A 17,074-nucleotide genomic window follows, 5' to 3' on the forward strand; every position below is an offset into this window, starting at 1 on the left:
TGCTCTCATCCTGCTTTTGTCCACGAGCCCTGCAACCGGAAGCGGCGCTCCAGCTCCCCAAGGTCATCCAGTGACAGAACCACAGCGACACCCTGGGGCAAAGTGGCCTGGTCACCCATTCGATCCTGCCAGCCATCATTGTAAAAAAAACGGAACCGTAATCCATTGACGCCTTCCAGCAGAGGACGCACCACCGGCTCGGTGTTTTCCGGTGCATCCAGAACATAGTCGTACATTCTTTCAAGGCGGCCCTTTTTCAACCGGTAATACACTTTCTGCAACTCTGAACGGGGCAACTGTTGCCCGGGGTTACGCCAGTTGGCACGAACAAACGCAATACCCTGGTCATCGGTTTCCAGCATATCTTCTCCGGCAAACAGTGACTGCTCTGTCACTTTGCCATCCACCCGGACACCCCGGTCCACCAGTTGCCGAAAATCCTGCTCCATCATCAACATCGCGTACTCGACATCCTGCAGTCGCTGTAACTGGTCGATGCTGACATCACTGCTGTTCATTACCGTGAGCAGTAATTGCCGGGCGCTCAGGCTGAGCAGCGTAAAAATGGCAATGGCCGCCAGCATCTCCAGCAGGGTAAATCCCCGTGACTGTGCCCGCAATTCCATAGATGCCCTGTGCATAGAAGTCCTGATGGTCATCCCCGGGCCTGCCTGCCTGATGCTCCCTGCTCCATATACATCTGCATCCGGGCAAGAGCGGGCTCTTTGTCATCCTTCGCCAGCCGAACCTCCACGTTCACCTGACGAAAATCATCGTTACCGGTTTTAACACTGCGCACCTGCACAAACCAGCGGGTATTGGCCAGATCCACGGTGTATTTTTTCCAGCTGGTTCCTGGCCAGCGGCCCTCCAGGGCAATGGAAGTCAGTTCATTATCCGCCACCCAGCGGGCCATGGTTTTCTCACGGATGATCCGGGTGTTATTTACCCCCTCTCCCGTTGCCGTGGTCATGGAAATCCCGACCATGCCCAGAATGGCCAGCGCCAGCATCACTTCCAGCAGGGTAAAACCAGACGAGTGACTTTTACTGAACCATTCACTCTTACTGCCGGAACAGTTTCTGGCAGTACTGTTGCTATCAATCCTGCTATACCCAAAGGATTTCAAGTTGCTACGCGGCGGCAAGGGAACGAAGCCCCGGGAGCTTAGATGAACTAAGTGACCGGGGTGAGTGACTGCAGCCAACAAAGTAGCAACTTGAAAGACGACGGGTATATAAAGAGTGTGCCCGCTCATGAGGCTCCCCGGGGTTTAAGGTAGATTCGGCCCATTTCCTCAAGCATCACCGACTCACTCTCCCTACGGTTATTCCGGCTCTGGAAACGAATCTCCGCTGGACTGACTTCCGCCGATGACCAGATATAGAGGTCTGGTACCGTCTTTTGCTGATCCTCTTCAGAGCTGGTGAAGGTATAGGCAAAATCACTGTCACTGTTGTCCTTCTCCTGCTCCAGAGCTTTGAGCCAGATACTTTCACCGGGGTACACCGTCAGCTGAACCTCTTCTGCAACCGATGTCCGGCCCAACAGACGACGCCCCTTTACCGGTTGCCACTTCCCATCGCGGTACATCACAAACTCGTAATAATCCGGCATCACCACCACACCGAAATCACGGCCTTCGAGGATGGCCTCCTCATGAGCGGCCTGGAGCTGGGCGGCAAACTTGCCTGCCATTTTTTTCAGCTCTGCACCGCTGTCTGCTGGCATGATGGAAGTTACCACCATAGACGTTGCCAGCCCCATCAGTAGCAGGACCAGCATAATTTCCAGCAGCGTAAAACCCCTGACGCTTTTATTCAGCGGATTTTTCAGAGCAGTCTTCGAAGCAACGCTCGGGACTGTACGCCTGATTGTGGAACAGTCCGCCCCCATAATCAGGAAGGCAGATCCCAGTTGCCAATGTCCTGATCCGTTCCCGGCTGGCCATCGGGACCGGCGGAGAAAATATCAACCTCACCGTACTGCCCCGGATTCTGCATCAGGTATTCATTACCCCAGGGGTCTGTGGGCAGGCGACGGATATAGCCATTTTTTCGGTATCCCTTTGGCTCCGGCGAACCGGAAGGTTTTTCCACCAGTGCCTCCAACCCCTGCTCAGTGGTTGGATAGAAATTATTATCCAGCTTGTACATATCCAGGGCGTTTTCCAGAGCCACAATATCACTGACCGCCTTTTGCCGGTCGGCCTTATCCTTGTTGCCGATCACATTCGGCGCCACCATGCTGGCCAGGACACCGAGAATCACAATCACCACCATGATTTCCAGCAATGAGAAACCACGTTGTCTGTTTCCCTTACGGGGGTTTAATTGTCTGAGAAAGAATTGTCTACCCATGGTCTTTCATACCTGTTTAATCAATCGGTTGTTGCCAGAAATACTTCCAGTGCAGGGCAGCGCTAGTACCCAAACAATCTCTACTCTGTGATGGTCGGGCTCTGGTAACGTCTGTATCTTTTTCTGTTGCGCTTCACTTCGTTCAGCCGCAACCTACGTTAAAGTGTCTCTCAACATTCTTCTGGAAGCGTCTATGGATATTTACGCTTTCATGCACTAACCACCCACCAGCGAATTCAAATCCAGCATCGGCGTCAGAATGGCCATTACAATAAACAGCACCATCCCCGCCATCAGCACAATCAGCAGAGGCGCAAAAATGCTCAGGGCAATGTTTACCTGAGCCTCAAACTGTCGATCCTGGGCATCGGCGGCTCGCCTTAACATCTGCTCCAGCTCACCACTCTTTTCACCACTGGCAATGATGTGAAGCATCATGGGAGGGAACAGCCCGGTCTGCTCCAGGGTCATCCAGAGGCTTGAACCTTCCCGGACCCGCTCAGAAGCTGTTTTCAGCGTTTTCTGGATATACCGGTTGCCCAGCACATCACTGGCGATCTTCATTCCTTCCAGCAAAGGCACTGTACTGCTGGTCAGAATGCTTAAGGTTCTGGCAAACCGGGCAGTATCCACTCCCGACACAGTCGGCCCCACCACCGGCACCTTAAGCAGCCCCCGGTCATGGGCCAGCCGGGCCCCGGGCTTCTTGAGCAACCTCTGCCGGATCACCAACATCACCAGCAGTGATAACAGCATGTGTATGCCATAGCCGCGCACGAAGTCACTCATGGCAATCAGCGCCCGGGTCATGGCAGGCAATTCCTGCCCTATATGGGCAAACTGTTCAACCACGGTGGGCACCACTGTTGCCAGCAGTGCGGCAATCACACTGATGGCGACAATGGTCAGAATGGCCGGGTAAATCATTGCCTGTATCAACTTGCTGCGGATCTGCTGTCGCTGTTCGTTGTAATCTGCCAGCTGTTCCAGAACCGTTGCCAGATTACCCGACTTTTCACCGGCCGCCACCATGGCGCAGTAAAGGGTATCAAACGACTTTGGAAAGGCCCCCAGACTGTCCGACAATGTCTGCCCTTCCAGCACTCGCGAGCGGACCGCGGTAATCATCGCCTTTAAATGACTTTTCTGTTGCTGCCTGGACAGAGCCTGCAGACACTCTTCCAGAGGAATGGCGGCGGCTACCAGGGTGGCCAGCTGCCGGGTCAGCAGGGTGATTTCAGTTGCATTGGCAGTACGGTGACGCCATTTTCCGGTGTGCTTTGTTCGCCCTTTTGCCTGACCACCGTCTTGTTCTGTGGTTTCCGCCCGCTCGATGGAGATTGGGGCAAGCCCTTCGGCCCGCAACTGCTGGCGCAATTGCCTGGGGGTGTCAGCCTCCTGCACCCCCTTTCGTTTTCTTCCCCGGGCATCAAGCGCTTCATAGGTGAATGCAGCCATGGCTATGCTTCCCTTGTCACCCGCATCACCTCTTCAAGGGAGGTAATGCCTGCCAATACCTTACTGGCTCCATCCTGCTGAATACTGGGTGAGTGTTGTCTGATAGCACTTTCCAGGTCCTGCTCCCCCATGCCGTCATGAATCAAACGACGCACGGTATCGTCCACCATAAACAGCTCATGAATCCCGGTTCTGCCCTTGTACCCCGATTGGTTGCACTCAGGGCAGCCATTGGCCTGCCATATTGTCACCTTTTCATCCCGGGAAAAACCCAGCCACTGCAGCTCAGACTCCGAAGCCTCCCGGGGTGAACGACAATCGACACATAATGTCCGGACCAGCCTCTGGGCAAGCACCCCAAGCAGACTGGAAGCCAGCAGAAACGGCTCAATCCCCATATCCCGTAAACGGGTGACAGCACCTACCGCGGTATTGGTATGGAGCGTGCTCAGCACCAGGTGTCCGGTCAGGGAAGCCTGAATGGCGATCTCTGCGGTTTCCAGGTCCCGGATTTCTCCCACCATCACCACATCCGGATCCTGGCGGAGAATCGCCCGCAGGCCACGAGCAAAGGTCATATCCACCCGGGGGTTGACCTGGGTCTGCCCCACCCCTTCAAGATCAAATTCCACCGGATCTTCAACGGTCAGAATATTTCGCTCAAAGCTGTTGATGGTACTGAGTCCCGCATACAGAGTGGTACTTTTTCCTGACCCGGTGGGTCCGGTCACCAGCAGAATACCGTGGGGTTTCAGCAGCAGCGTGTGAATATTGTCCCTGATGGTTTCCGTCATGCCCAGACTGGCCAGATCCAGCTGCACACTGTTCCGGTCCAGCAGACGCATAACCACCCGCTCACCGTGACGGGATGGCAGAGTGGAGACCCGGACATCCACAGCACGGCCACCCAGCCGGAGGGATATACGACCATCCTGGGGTACCCTTTTCTCGGCAATGTCCAGCTTGGCCATGACCTTGATCCGGGAAATCAACACAGCCGCCAGCCGGCGCTGAGGACGGAGAATCTCCCGGAGCACACCGTCAATGCGAAAACGGATGACCAGGGAGTTCTCAAAGGTTTCCACATGAATATCCGAAGCCCCGTCCTTGATCGCCTCACTGAGCATGGCATTGATCATCCGGATAATCGGAGCACCGTCGTCCGCTTCCAGAAGGTCTTCATTGTCGGGCAGCTCTTCCGCCAGGGCGTGGAGCCCTTCATCGTTGCCAATATCCTGCATCAGCTGCCGGGCGGCTGAAGAGTCCTGCTGATAGAAGTCAGCCAGCCGGGTCTCAAACGCTTCTTCCGGTAACCGGACCACCGACAGCCGTCCCGGCACCAGACGACGGACTTCAGTAAGAGCGCTGGCCTCAGGCTGGTCTTTGTAGAACAGTTGATACTCCCCTTCTTCATCCTGCTCCAGCAACACGCCATAGCGCCGGGAAAAATAGAAGGGCAACACAATCGCTTCATGAATCTTTTCATGAAGGGTGGCATCAGGGCTGTCGGTACTCACCGTGAGCCTCCATGCCGGTTAATCCGATGGTAGTCCTGCTTTTCAGGGGACTTTTGGTGAGAAGTCTCATGATCCGCTTCCGTGGACCCGCTTTCTTCCTGCACCGGACTGGCTGCTCTGGATTCAGAGGCCTGCTTGCTCAGAGAAGGGTGCTCAGGCAGCACTGGAATAACGGCATCCGGCATCAGGGTAACCCCTTCATCCCGGCGGTCCAGTTGCCTGGCACGGATAAGGCTGTATTTCTGCCCGCTGATGTTGGCCAGCATGGCATCATCCCGCACAATCGTCGGTCGGATAAACACCATCAGGTTACGCTTTTTGGTGGAGCTGGAGGTAGAGCGGAATAGCACGCCCAACAGGGGGATATCACCCAGCAAAGGCACTTTGGAGACACTTTCCTGAACATCCTCGTCGATCAGTCCGCCAATCACCACGGTATCCCCAGACCCCACCATCACCGAGGTTTTCACTTTCCGGGTGGCAAAGGTGATGTCCACCGGTGTGGTGCCGTTAATATTGGAGACTTCCTGCTCAATCAGCAGCTTGACCGCATTGCCTTCATTGATCTGGGGTTTGATATTCAGCTTCACCCCCACTTCTTTACGCTCAATGGTCTGGTAAGGGTTGTCATTATTGGAACTGGAAGTGGAGCCGGTCAGGGTTGGCACCTCATCACCGACAATAAACGACGCTTCTTCATTATCAAGGGTCACCAGGCTGGGTGTGGCCAGCACATTGGACTTGGAAGAGCTGGTCACCGCCTGGAGCAGGGCTGTCCAGTCACCGGAGGTAATGGTAAAGGCTGCACCGGACACACCGGACAGGGCCTTGGCCAGAACAGAGTAGTCACCCTTTATGTCAGGGTTTTCGGTTTTTATACCATTATCAATAACAGTGGAACCCGGTGTATCTTCCGCTTCCTTCATCCCATGAACAATACTGCTGATGGGCACCGTTTTACCGTTCTGAAACTGCATGATGCTGCCGTTCTCCCCGGCCAGCTGGAAGGACAGATTGACACCATCGCCATCGGTGACTTCGACAATAATGGCTTCCACCAGTACCTGAGCCCGGCGGATATCCAGCTGATGCACCACACTTTCAAGGGTTTTCATCATATCCGGCTGGGCGGTAATCACCAGGGAGTTGGTCTGGTTATGGGCATTAATACTAAAACTGCCACTGCTTGCAGGGGCTTTACTGCTGCCACTTTTTTCTGCCAGAACCGTCTGACCCACCCCTTCCAGAACCGGTTTCAGGTCTTCGGCATTGGAGTATTTCAAATAGAAGACACGGGTATTCCCGGTGCTTTTCTGTTCCTGGTCCAGCCGGGCCACCAGGTTTTTGATCCGGAAAACCTGTTCCGTTTGCCCGGAAATAATAATGCGATTACCCACATCATCAGAGACTACGGAGACATCGTTGCCCCCCCGGCTTTTGGCACCGGTCTCCTGCTGAAGCGCCTTGAGAATCCTGGCCATCTCCGGCGCAGAGCCATGGACCAGGGAAATGATCTCAATGGTTTTGCCACCTGCCCGGTCAATTCGCTGGACAATATCCACCAGCCGCTCAATATTGCCGGCACGGCCAGTCATCAGAAGGATATTAGAAGGGTCATAATGAACCACATTTCCCGCAGTATCATTCAACTGACGCAGAATGGGCGACAGTTCGCGCACAGGAACATTTTTCACCTGCATCACCCAGCTGACCACCTCATCTCCCTTACCGGGATGCTTGCTGTCTGCTACATGAACGGCACTGGTTTTCGCATCCTTGTCACGGATCACTTTGAGCACATTATTGCCCAGATCCACCACCGCGAAACCATGGACATCCAGTACACTAAGGAAAAACTGATAATACTGCTCTTCATTGAAGGTGTCGTAGGAGCGCACCGTAATGGAGCCCTGAACAGCGGGATCCAGAATAATGGTCTTGTTCAGGTTGGCACTGACTGTATTCACGAACTCCTGGATTTTGGCGTTCTGAAAACTGGCGGAATACTGCCCGGAGGAAGCCTCCACTCTCTCCACACTTGCCGCAAAAGCATGGCCCACAGAAGCCAGGCTTGAAGACAGAACCACGGCGGCACAAAGCCCTTTCATTAAAAAAGCCTGAAAAGAAAGCCCCCGGAAAAGGCCGCCCAAGCCTGGCAATAACCTGATTTTCTTAGAGTGTGTCTGGATGTTCATCATGAGGAAAAGTCAATTTGGTAAATCTGGCCATTGCGCTCGACGGTGAGTGAAATCCGGTCAAGCTTTGGAAGTTCTTTCAACAGCTTCATGGCCTCCCCCTGGTCGGTAAGGTCATAACCGTTAATGGATAAGGCAATATCGTTATTTTTCAGCCCCGCCTCAGCGAATTGCTCAGGCCGCTGTTTGGGGTTCAGCCGGTAACCCACCAGCGCCCCTTCCCGGCGAACCGGGGAAACGCTGATCAGCTCAAGTACGGAAGCAGGTCTGTCCATCAGCCCTGCCGGTATTTTTCCCGTATCCTTCCGGGCAGCCACCGGCTTTGCCGCTGTTTTTGACTGGCGCTCGTTTGGATACAGCAGCAGCGCCTCATGCTGCCCCCTGTTCAGCACAATGACCCGGTCCGGATAAATATCCACCACTTCGGCACTGGTGCCTTTGATCTTGTCACCTATACGATATGTGTCGTCCGAAGAGCGATGACTGATAATGGCCAGCGATCGCTCAGGAGTGCTGCTGGCCACAATACCGGTAATCCTGGCACTTAGCCGGGAGCGGGGCACTTCATCGGGATTAATGGCAGGACTGCTGGCGACCTCTGGTACTTCAGGCACACCGAACAAATGAAGTTGATCCAGGGATTGATAACTGAGGCTGGAGGAAGACGCCGGCTGTCCCACGGACTCTGCCCGCCACGAAACAGAATCCCCCTCGCCCACCGGTATCAGCATCCAGGTCAGGGAGGCAAGCTGCCAGGCCAGAAGAACCACCAGGATCACTTCGCAGGCCAGGACACACTTTGACAGCCTGTTACTGACCAGCCAGGACTGACGCCGCCTTCCTTCCCCTTCCCATGAGGACCCGTTATTGTTAGAAATTAATGATATTAACACTCGTTAACCGCGCTGTACTCCTCACCTTTTCTGACCCATCAGAAATGGTTAAAAGCAGCCCCCTAAAAAAGACAAATGACGTTTTTAAACAAAACCAGAGGTGGAAACTTTCTGCCCTGAACCCATATCGAAACGATTAAACAAGATATTTGAATTTATAGCGATGTTCAATATCAATGAATATCCATTTTTGTTGTTTTTTTACCATGAAAACCACCTTTCATCCTTGCTCTCGGATGAATTTCTGATGAACTTTTCATGATTTCCGTCACAGAACTACGACAAATCTACCAAACCTGGCTTCAGGTGACCAAGATATCTGCTCAACCGATCGGTTTCCTCTTCACCGTATGTCCCGATATTGATGGACTGGATATTCCCACGAACCGACTCGGGCAGACTTCGGTAGGCGTACAAATGGGCCAGAGCCGAGACATGTTCAGTGTTGCCAAAGACCCCCTCCCCAATGCGGGTACTATGAAAAACCACCGGCTCCCCCCTGGAGGCTTCTTTTAACAGGGCATTGCGCACCTGAAGAAAAATAATCAGAAATTCCACAAACTCCGGTGGCGGGCTTTTTTCATGCATCGCTCCATACAGAGCCCCGTCACTGTTTCCGGAGTTGATGCCACCGGTCTGGTAGACCTTTACCTGATCTCCCTCCCCTTCATCACCTGCAGACCAGGAAAAACCTTCGACCCGTGTTTCTGACGCTGCCAGTTTTTTCGCAAAAAAGGCCCAGTCCTCTGGGGTAAAGGTTGAGTGATAGTAGCCCCCTTTATTCCAGATTTTTCCCTGATAGCCTGGATTCTCTTTGAGAAAGACCTCAAAAAAGTCAGCCAGGGCCCCGCAAAACGTCTGGTCATTACCCGCCACCAGCGTGTGAGCCAGTAATTCCGGTCCACCCGGTACGGTTTTCACCATTCCGGGCCCAAACGTATGATCACCATACACCCCTTTGATGCCCGTTTTGATATTGTGCGTCTCTTTCAACTGCTCCTGATAATTCAGCTGGGAGGCGTTGCAAACCACCACCCTGGCTCCCTTAGCCTTTGCACTGTCAACCACATGCTGCTTTTGCCGGGCAACGTCGCCCCTTATGATATGGATTGGGGGAAAGCTCTCCGGTTTCATTAGCTTCAGCTGTTGCTTGAACTGCCCAAAGTTGTCCGGGGTCAATTCAAAGCTCTTGGATTGCTTTAGATTTTGTTTCAGGTCTTGCTCCAGAGCCCTGACAGCCTGCCTGTCAGTCTGGGTGGTTACATATTCATACTGGAGCCGGTGTGTTTTTTTCTGATCAGTTTTTTGCTTGTGAGATATCTCTACCGCTACCACTCCTCCTGACCGACTTTTCTCTGCATCACGGGTTTTATAATCCCAATCAGGTTTGTTTTTGTGGCTTTTGCTGAAACCAAAATAGTCACCCGTATGCGGTGTGGTTTTATACCTCGGATGATCGCGATCGATGGGTTTGTCCGGCAATTCAACGGTTTCAGACTCGGATTCAGGTTCAGACTGAGCAATGGGTTCATCCGCCAGGTAATCAACTATCGTGAAAGGGTTGGTGTCTGGGCTCGTATATGGAGCGACCTGTGCAATCTCGGGAGAATGACCAAAGGGTTTCTTCACTTCGGTCTCTTCATCAAAAACAACTTCGTCAAAAACCTCTTCCTCACTTTCAGGGGGCAGCGTCATGGTCATGCCCTGAATCTCTTCACGGTCCGGGTCAAACCCCTCTTCAATACCCTCCCCTTTCTGGAACCACGACTCATTCCATTCTCTGGACTCATAAGATGCTTCACTGCTAATTAGAGAGCCACTGTCAGAAAATTGATCGGATCTTTCCGGGCTGTAGACAGAACGCTGAGGAAATCCAGCAGGAAGCGCTTCACCCTGAGGCGTTTTTCCATTGAGTGACGGCTTCTGACCGGGAAGAGCTTGCTTTCTGTGGCAGCAAACTGCACAGCTCCTGACCCCAGCCCCCCCTTTAAGGAATGACTGGACTTTCTCCTGGGTGCCCCGAAGTGTAAATCCAGGACTCTGGGGTTTCTGCTGCTCAAACCACCCATCCACCTGGACATCATCGATTATTCCGGGTAGCGACAGGGCTTTTTCCCTGACCTTTGCTTCCACCTTCTCAATCAGGTCGTCAACACCTGACGCCACAGGGTGCTCTTGACGATGCTCTTCCAGCAACTCCTGACATAACTGGACCAGCCGTTCATACATTTTGCGGTTACAGTTGCGCTCCTTGAAGGGGATCAGAGTAAACGGCCTGTTCTCAGGCTCAAGGATCACTTCCACCCGGAGCCCACCGGGAACTTTATAGTTTCTCAGGGCTTCAAAGGGATCAGGACCGGCATGACGCTCACAATAAGCCTGAGATTCAAGAATATGAGAAAAATCTTCCAGAGTCTGGAGGGATTCTTCCAGTAATAGATCCCGCTCATAGCGGGCGTATGCTTTTTTTAATGTGCGCTGTTCGCTGGGGAAGCATTGATCCAGCTCCTGAAAGGCCTGGGCATCTGGCTCCAGGGGTTCCGATACAACCTCTACAGGTCTATCCACCGGCCTTCTCTTTTCACCCGCAGAAAAGGAAGATTGAAGTTCAATCCCATCGGTTTGACGCAGGCCATCTCCTTTGGTGACTTTGCGGGTATCCATTTTACCCATCTCAGGCAACGCCTCACCCTGCTCCTGAGGCATGCTGTCATAACCTGGCTGACCAGGCTGGACACTTCCTGTTTTCCCCCCCATATCGTTTTCCTCCCTGAGATGCCGTATCAGAATCAGCCTGCTTTTCGACTCTATTAACAGTTAACGGCCGAATTCAGGAGACCATTCGTACCGGAAGCCTCCGACTCCCCCACTGGCCCGCCTGATTTTCGTAAACACCGGCCAGCTCTGCACCACAGTGGGCACAGCATCCTTTCCCTGACGAGGAGGCCCGTACATGCCACTGACCCAGGACATAGCAGTCCCGTTCTATTAACAGCTCTCCACACTGATGACAGTGAGTACTCCCCCCCGCAGAATCATGAACATTGCCGGTGTACGCATAACGAATGCCATGGTTAATGGCTATCTGCCTGGCCCGGGTTAATGTTTCCGGTGGCGTGGGGGGATGAGAGAGCATCTTCCAGTCAGGGTGAAAGGCCGTGAAGTGAATCGGAACCTCCACCCCCAGGTTTTCAACAATCCACTGACACATATCATTCAATTCACGGTCAGAATCATTCTCTCCCGGAATCAGCAGAGTGGTCAGCTCAAACCACACCTCGGTTTCATGTTTCAGGTATTTAAGGGTTTCCAGAACCGGCTGCAGAGAGCCACCACAGATCTTCCGGTAAAAGGACTCACTGAATGCCTTGAGATCAATATTGGCCGCATCCATGACACGGAAAAAGGGTTCGCGGGGAGCGTCACAAATATAACCGGCAGAGACGGCAATGGACTTGATTCCCCTCTGGGCGGCGGCCTCAGCCACATCCACCGCATATTCCATAAAAATAACCGGATCATTGTAGGTAAAGGCCAGGGAGCGACAGCCCAATTGCTCAGCGGCATCTGCCAACTGTTCAGGCATTGCCTGGTCCGCCAGGGTATCCATCTCACGGGACTTGCTCATATCCCAGTTCTGGCAGAATTTGCAGGCCAGGTTGCAGCCTGCCGTGCCAAAAGAAAGCACAGGAGTTCCCGGCAGAAAATGGTTCAGGGGCTTCTTTTCAACCGGATCAATACAGAAGCCACTGGAACGGCCATAGCTGGTCAGGACAATCTGGTTATTTTTACGGGAACGGACAAAACACAGCCCCTGCTGCCCCTCCCGGAGACGGCAGGCCCGGGGGCACAGGTCACATTGAATACGACCATCTTCCAGAGCATGCCAGTATTCAGTCGTTACACTTTCCGGAGGAGTCTTCATCCTGATCATCTCCTGTCTATTTTGTCTTCACCGCCAGCCATTCCCGGACAATCGTTGTATAAATAAAGGGCACACATACTGTGACAGGTTACTTCTATTCCTCAATTACCGGGTAATAACAGGTGCCCCGGCAAAGAGCGGAGACTATAATTATAGAGCCATTCCTCGGGGGAGAACCCATAATGATTATTCGCCAGCCCGCCGTGGCAGGGACATTTTATCCCGGCTCTGCCAGTGCCCTGGATCGCTTCATCAGGGATTTACTCGACGACTCAGACCCTAGGGATTTATCCCCCAAAGCACTGATTGTGCCCCATGCCGGTTTTATTTATTCCGGTCCGGTGGCCGCCAGCGCCTATCGTCTGCTGGACTCCCTTAAAAAAAACATACGACGCGTAGTGCTGTTAGGACCTTCTCACAGGGTTCCCCTGGAAGGCATGGCACTTCCAGACTGCGAATCATTCGCCACACCTCTGGGTAACATTCCACTGGATCAGGAAGCCATGAATGGGCTACTTAAATTCAGCCAGGTACAAAAAATGGATGAAGCCCATACCGCCGAGCACAGCCTGGAAGTCCAGTGCCCCTTTCTTCAGACCTGCCTGAACGATTTCAAGCTGATTCCCATTGTGGTAGGAGATACCAGCCCTCTGGCCGTGGCCGAAGTCCTTGAACACCTCTGGGGAGGCAGTGAAACCCTGGTGATCATCAGCTCTGACCTGAGCCATTATCACAATTATGAAGAGGCCTGCCACCGGGACGGCCTGACGGTAAAAGCCATAGAGCAACTGAGCAGCAATCTGACCGGCGGCCAGGCCTGTGGCTGCTATCCTCTAAACGGCCTGCTGAAAGTGGCCCAGCGCCGGGGCATGGAAGTCATCACTCTGGATGTGAGGAACTCCGGGGACACGGCTGGGGATAAAAGCCGGGTGGTGGGTTACGGAGCTTTTGTTATCCAGTAGTGCCATTCAGGGAACGGCCCGGGTGACGATAACACCCCCGGTAGCCTGCCAGCCGTGGCAGGCTCCGCGCCATGCAGCCCCTGAACAGGAAGAGACACAGTGCCCATTGATTTCCCCAAAGCCCCTGAAGACAGTAGCCACCAAACCCACGAAGACCAGTCCGGGTCGCCCCTTCTGACAGAGAGCCAGAAAAAAGAACTGCTCAGGCTGGCACGCCAGACCATCGCCCAGGGGTGCAGCCGGGGAACCCCCCCAGAACCGAAGCACGCCTCACAACCGGACCTTTTCTTAAGAGAAGGTGCCTGTTTTGTCACTTTGCATAAATCAGACCCAGCAGGTAATCAAACGCTGCGGGGGTGTATAGGGTCAACCCAGGCGTACCGGCCGCTTCTGGACGACGTTATGAACAATGCATTTGCCAGTGCCTTCAGGGATCAGCGCTTCCCTCCCGTTACGGAAAATGAGCTGGGAACGATTCAGATAGAAATATCAATATTGACACCACAACAACCCATGACAGTGTCCGGTGAGAAAGATCTCCTGCAACAACTTCGACCAGGGGTCGACGGCTTGCTGATAAGAAACCCTCGGTACTCAGCCACTTTTCTGCCCCAGGTCTGGGAACAGCTGCCCAACCCCCGCCAGTTTCTCGCCCATTTAAAACACAAGGCGGGGATGCCACCGGGAGTCTGGCCAGAAGATATGGAGTGTTTTCGATACCAGTGTTTTCAGTTTGAGGAGCCACAAGCCCCCCAACCCGGCTAATGCTTCTATGCTTTTTTCTCCTCAGAAAAAACCTGAGTTCATCGTACGCCTCAGATAGCCTCAAAAAAACCGCGCGAAAACGGAACATTAGCCAGACTCACCTAAATTGTCAGCGGGTTACTGATGTAATCTATCAATGATCTGGGCAGCGGCAGACGTTCTGACTTTTCCTTCAGGGTCAGACCAAGGTTTGCCTGCCCCTCAACCAAGCGGGCACGTATACAGGAGCGTCAGAGGTAAATGAGGGATCTGATTTTTAATAACTCTTTTCACCTCCGGGTTTACCCCGCAATCCAGAGCCGTCCTCTTTCCAGTATTCCTGAGAGTCGGTATGGCTCCGCTGGCCAGCAGGAGCTTGACGGTTTCAACCTCCCCCCTCTCTGCTGCAACGTGCAGCGGAGTCATACCACCGTCATCGACCGCATTCGGATTAGCGCAGTATTCCAGCAGAGTTTTGACGATCTCAGGAAACCTTTGTTCAACACTCAAATGCAGCGGGGTTTCACCTCGCTCTATGGCGGCATTCGGATCAGCCTTGTGCTCAAGCAACGATTTGACCGTCTTGACATGCCCCAATCTGGCAGCCATATGCAGCGGGCACTCACCTGTCTTGCGACTGGCAACATTTGGATCAGCGCCTTTGTCCAGCAGAAGTTGAACGATCTCCGTATTCCCTTTCCTTGTTGCCTCGTACAATGGTGTGGAGCAACCCGGGGGGATAACCGCTGTATCACTGCCATTTGCGTTAGCCCCCTCCTCTAGCAGAGGTTTTGACAACATCATCCCCCTTCTCATCAACAGCAACATCCAGAGCAGTCATTCCAGCAGAATTCCTGAGGGTCGCATCTGCACCGTGCTTCAGCAGGGCTTTAATGACGTCATGACTGCTATTTTGTACTGCACGATGCAACGGCGTGTATTTATATGGATCCAGGTGATTAGGGGCAGCCCCTTTTGCCAGCAAGGCTTTAACCGTATCACTCTCACCTTTAAAAGCATCCATCAGTAGCTTTTGATTCACCCCTTAACTCCTGTTTATTTATTTGTTTATACATTTCTGAAAAAGTTCATTTTTAATTAGCCGTTTCATGCTTTAGCTCAGCTTCATCATTTCAAATCAATAGCCGAAATAAAGAACCACCCCCCCCACAAAATTGAACTATGAATATTGAACCAGGGAAACCCTTTCAGCAACAGATAGCTGATACAAATCCGGAAAAAACAAACAAACCTGTATATAAAAATGGGCATAAGTTAGCCTCTCATAAAGTTGGCGACCCCTGCCTGCCTAATGCCAGCTCAGGAAAACCGCTGGAAAGAAGACTGTCAGAGCGAAGCATCACATCCCTGGGTGATTCGGGGTATGACACAGACTCCCACTCAATATCCTCTGCGAAGGATCTATCTGATACAGCATCCATCACCTCAGAAAGCTCTGTTGACAGCGCATACTCTGAAGATGAAGCTTATATTCACAATTTCTGTAAAAATGCAGAAGGCTTCATCAATGAAGCTTTTTTTGATGATGAAAGCCGTATTGATGAACCACTCTTCTGGACAGAGGCCATTATTCAGGATCTGAGAGATACTGCTATCAGGGAGAACCGGCGGGTAACGTTAGAAGATTATTACCCATTAAATCAGAAAAAAAACCTTTCTCTCGAACAAGAGAGCCGTGAAAGGAGTGTCGATAAATTATTTTCTCAAACGTCTCTATTTGAACTGCCCATTTATCATTCAGCAGACATTCAGGACCGGCTGAATCAAATCAATCAAAACCTGTTTGACTCAAGCCCCATACAGCATAAAAAGTTAACATTACCCAAGCGAATACTCTTCTCTCAGGGCAAGGAAGAAAAGCTGCTTCAATATTGCCTGGAACAGGGAAAAACAAGCATCACCCTGGATGATTATCTGGAATTTGACCGGCAGTATAAGCCTGACTACATGAAAGACAGGCAAAGCACTGTTCGTCCTATCAAGCAAGAAGCCCTTGAAAAAAAGCTGAATAAACTGAGCCAGAACCTCCAGAGTACGCGCGCAGCCAAAGCGTTTAAAAAGCCAGCAGGTAACCAGAGGCTCGAAACAGGGCTGCTTGCAGGCGCAGTAGCAGGTGCTGTTGCATCAGGAGCCAGCGTAGCAACTGCCAGCGCCCTGCAGCCTCCCCATGACACCAGTATGTTTGATCATATTTCACCAAAGGATGTACCTATCGATCAAATAAAGATATTTGCCGCACACAATACTGAGGCTGTTCCCGGCAAAGGGTCATTACCATTACTCGCCACCAATCAAAATATGCACCTCGAGGACATGCTGGACAAAACCCCGATTCGGGGGTTTGACCTTGATTTGCACGAACATAATAATGAAATCGTTATCAACCATGGTGGCATCTTTGATTCTACCGTCAGCAATGACAGTATTCCCAAACTGGATAATGTGCTGGAAACCATGAACAACTGGCTGGAAGAGCCGGGGAATCATGACGAAGTGCTGTTCCTGAATTTTGAGAACCGGGAAAACCTGCCCAGAGATGCACTGGAAAATGCCTTTGGCCGTGATGCCGTTCTGGACTCTCATGAATACAGTAATATGTTCTCCCGGCTGGGGCGTGCTCCAACCATTGAAGAGATTCGTGACGAAGGGTTCAAAGTAGTCGATTTCAACCACAACCGATATATCGAAGCAGGCACTGGTGAAACCGGATTTCGCGATATGCCCCTTGAGAGCGTCTGGGAAGACCGCACGATCATGGAACACGGTATTGATATGGATCTTGAGTTCGGCAAGTTCTCAACGGATGAAATCGCGCCTCATATCACCACCGAACAGATTGATGAAATCATGAATCTCCCGGGAGGGAAATGGGCAGGGCAAAAACATGATCACCAATTGAACAGCGCCATCAAGAAACAGCCTGTATAATCAGGGTTTTTCCTGTCTTTCGATGTCTGCAAAAGCCCTGTTTTCCAAATTCTCCTCGCTCACTGATAAGC

The 17,074-nt window shown here is 52.3% G+C and carries 15 protein-coding genes; 3 read left to right on the top strand and 12 right to left on the bottom strand.

All coding sequences use genetic code 11. The features are described 5' to 3' along the window. Positions 1–5: 5 nt before the first annotated feature. The 10 genes from gspJ to amrS form a co-directional block, all read right to left on the bottom strand. Positions 6–659, bottom strand: coding sequence for a type II secretion system minor pseudopilin GspJ (gene gspJ, locus ACNRUY_RS05205; protein ID WP_488110581.1), 654 nt, complete (start codon positions 657–659; stop codon positions 6–8). After that, positions 656–1,147 carry a type II secretion system minor pseudopilin GspI gene (gene gspI, locus ACNRUY_RS05210; protein ID WP_488110582.1) on the bottom strand — a complete coding sequence of 164 codons (492 nt, stop codon included), beginning with the start codon at positions 1,145–1,147 and terminating at the stop codon, positions 656–658. Before gspI ends, gspJ begins: the two co-directional genes overlap by 4 nt. Positions 1,148–1,254: 107 nt before the next feature. After that, positions 1,255–1,896: a type II secretion system minor pseudopilin GspH gene (gspH, locus tag ACNRUY_RS05215; protein WP_488110583.1), complete on the bottom strand. Its 642-nt coding sequence runs from the start codon at positions 1,894–1,896 to the stop codon at positions 1,255–1,257. A gap of 2 nt (positions 1,897–1,898) precedes the next feature. Further along, positions 1,899–2,360, bottom strand: a complete 462-nt coding sequence (gene gspG, locus ACNRUY_RS05220; protein ID WP_488110584.1) for a type II secretion system major pseudopilin GspG — start codon at positions 2,358–2,360, stop codon at positions 1,899–1,901. Positions 2,361–2,576: 216 nt separating this feature from the next. Next, on the bottom strand, positions 2,577–3,818 hold the full coding sequence (gene gspF / locus ACNRUY_RS05225) for a type II secretion system inner membrane protein GspF (RefSeq protein WP_488110585.1): 1,242 nt from the start codon (positions 3,816–3,818) through the stop codon (positions 2,577–2,579). 2 nt (positions 3,819–3,820) lie between these two features. Beyond that, the gene (gene gspE / locus ACNRUY_RS05230; protein ID WP_488110586.1) at positions 3,821–5,335 is read right to left on the bottom strand and encodes a type II secretion system ATPase GspE; all 1,515 of its coding nucleotides are present in this window, start codon (positions 5,333–5,335) and stop codon (positions 3,821–3,823) included. After that, a complete protein-coding gene (gene gspD, locus ACNRUY_RS05235) occupies positions 5,332–7,443 on the bottom strand; it encodes a type II secretion system secretin GspD (protein WP_488110587.1) in 2,112 nt (703 codons plus the stop codon). The genes gspE and gspD overlap by 4 nt, the downstream gene beginning before the upstream one ends. 86 nt (positions 7,444–7,529) lie before the next feature. Next, positions 7,530–8,423 (bottom strand): type II secretion system protein GspC, encoded by an 894-nt coding sequence (gene gspC / locus ACNRUY_RS05240; protein WP_488110588.1) that lies wholly within the window; start codon positions 8,421–8,423, stop codon positions 7,530–7,532. Positions 8,424–8,699: 276 nt separating this feature from the next. Then, complete coding sequence (locus ACNRUY_RS05245; RefSeq protein ID WP_488110589.1) at positions 8,700–11,180, bottom strand: hypothetical protein; 2,481 nt, start codon at positions 11,178–11,180, stop codon at positions 8,700–8,702. Positions 11,181–11,253: 73 nt separating this feature from the next. Continuing rightward, the gene (gene amrS, locus ACNRUY_RS05250; protein ID WP_488110590.1) at positions 11,254–12,348 is read right to left on the bottom strand and encodes an AmmeMemoRadiSam system radical SAM enzyme; all 1,095 of its coding nucleotides are present in this window, start codon (positions 12,346–12,348) and stop codon (positions 11,254–11,256) included. Between the two features lie 182 nt (positions 12,349–12,530). Here amrS and amrB point away from each other — a divergent pair, with 182 nt between their 5' ends. Next, entirely contained in the window at positions 12,531–13,310 is a 780-nt protein-coding gene (amrB, locus tag ACNRUY_RS05255; RefSeq protein WP_488110591.1) for an AmmeMemoRadiSam system protein B, read from the top strand. Positions 13,311–13,409: 99 nt separating this feature from the next. Beyond that, positions 13,410–14,075: an AmmeMemoRadiSam system protein A gene (gene amrA, locus ACNRUY_RS05260; protein ID WP_488110592.1), complete on the top strand. Its 666-nt coding sequence runs from the start codon at positions 13,410–13,412 to the stop codon at positions 14,073–14,075. A gap of 201 nt (positions 14,076–14,276) precedes the next feature. Here the strand turns inward: amrA and ACNRUY_RS05265 are convergent, their stop codons facing one another. Beyond that, entirely contained in the window at positions 14,277–14,882 is a 606-nt protein-coding gene (locus ACNRUY_RS05265) for an ankyrin repeat domain-containing protein (RefSeq protein ID WP_488110593.1), read from the bottom strand. Beyond that, the gene (locus tag ACNRUY_RS05270) at positions 14,821–15,096 is read right to left on the bottom strand and encodes an ankyrin repeat domain-containing protein (RefSeq protein WP_488110594.1); all 276 of its coding nucleotides are present in this window, start codon (positions 15,094–15,096) and stop codon (positions 14,821–14,823) included. The genes ACNRUY_RS05265 and ACNRUY_RS05270 overlap by 62 nt, the downstream gene beginning before the upstream one ends. Positions 15,097–15,236: 140 nt before the next feature. Here ACNRUY_RS05270 and ACNRUY_RS05275 point away from each other — a divergent pair, with 140 nt between their 5' ends. Next, on the top strand, positions 15,237–17,003 hold the full coding sequence (locus tag ACNRUY_RS05275) for a PI-PLC domain-containing protein (protein ID WP_488110595.1): 1,767 nt from the start codon (positions 15,237–15,239) through the stop codon (positions 17,001–17,003). The last annotated feature ends 71 nt before the right edge of the window (positions 17,004–17,074 follow it).

It is taken from the genome of Endozoicomonas sp. Z74 (assembly GCF_057680865.1).

What these genes read in the sequence shown, in the direction of transcription:
- gspJ (WP_488110581.1), bottom strand. Translation starts at nt 659, where the DNA reads ATGACCATCAGGACTTCTATGCACAGGGCATCTATGGAATTGCGGGCA.
- gspH (WP_488110583.1), bottom strand. Translation starts at nt 1,896, where the DNA reads ATGGGGGCGGACTGTTCCACAATCAGGCGTACAGTCCCGAGCGTTGCT.
- gspG (WP_488110584.1), bottom strand. Translation starts at nt 2,360, where the DNA reads ATGGGTAGACAATTCTTTCTCAGACAATTAAACCCCCGTAAGGGAAAC.
- gspF (WP_488110585.1), bottom strand. Translation starts at nt 3,818, where the DNA reads ATGGCTGCATTCACCTATGAAGCGCTTGATGCCCGGGGAAGAAAACGA.
- gspD (WP_488110587.1), bottom strand. Translation starts at nt 7,443, where the DNA reads ATGAAAGGGCTTTGTGCCGCCGTGGTTCTGTCTTCAAGCCTGGCTTCT.
- ACNRUY_RS05245 (WP_488110589.1), bottom strand. Translation starts at nt 11,180, where the DNA reads ATGGGGGGGAAAACAGGAAGTGTCCAGCCTGGTCAGCCAGGTTATGAC.
- amrS (WP_488110590.1), bottom strand. Translation starts at nt 12,348, where the DNA reads ATGAAGACTCCTCCGGAAAGTGTAACGACTGAATACTGGCATGCTCTG.
- amrB (WP_488110591.1), top strand. Translation starts at nt 12,531, where the DNA reads ATGATTATTCGCCAGCCCGCCGTGGCAGGGACATTTTATCCCGGCTCT.
- ACNRUY_RS05265 (WP_488110593.1), bottom strand. Translation starts at nt 14,882, where the DNA reads ATGTTGCTGTTGATGAGAAGGGGGATGATGTTGTCAAAACCTCTGCTA.
- ACNRUY_RS05275 (WP_488110595.1), top strand. Translation starts at nt 15,237, where the DNA reads ATGAATATTGAACCAGGGAAACCCTTTCAGCAACAGATAGCTGATACA.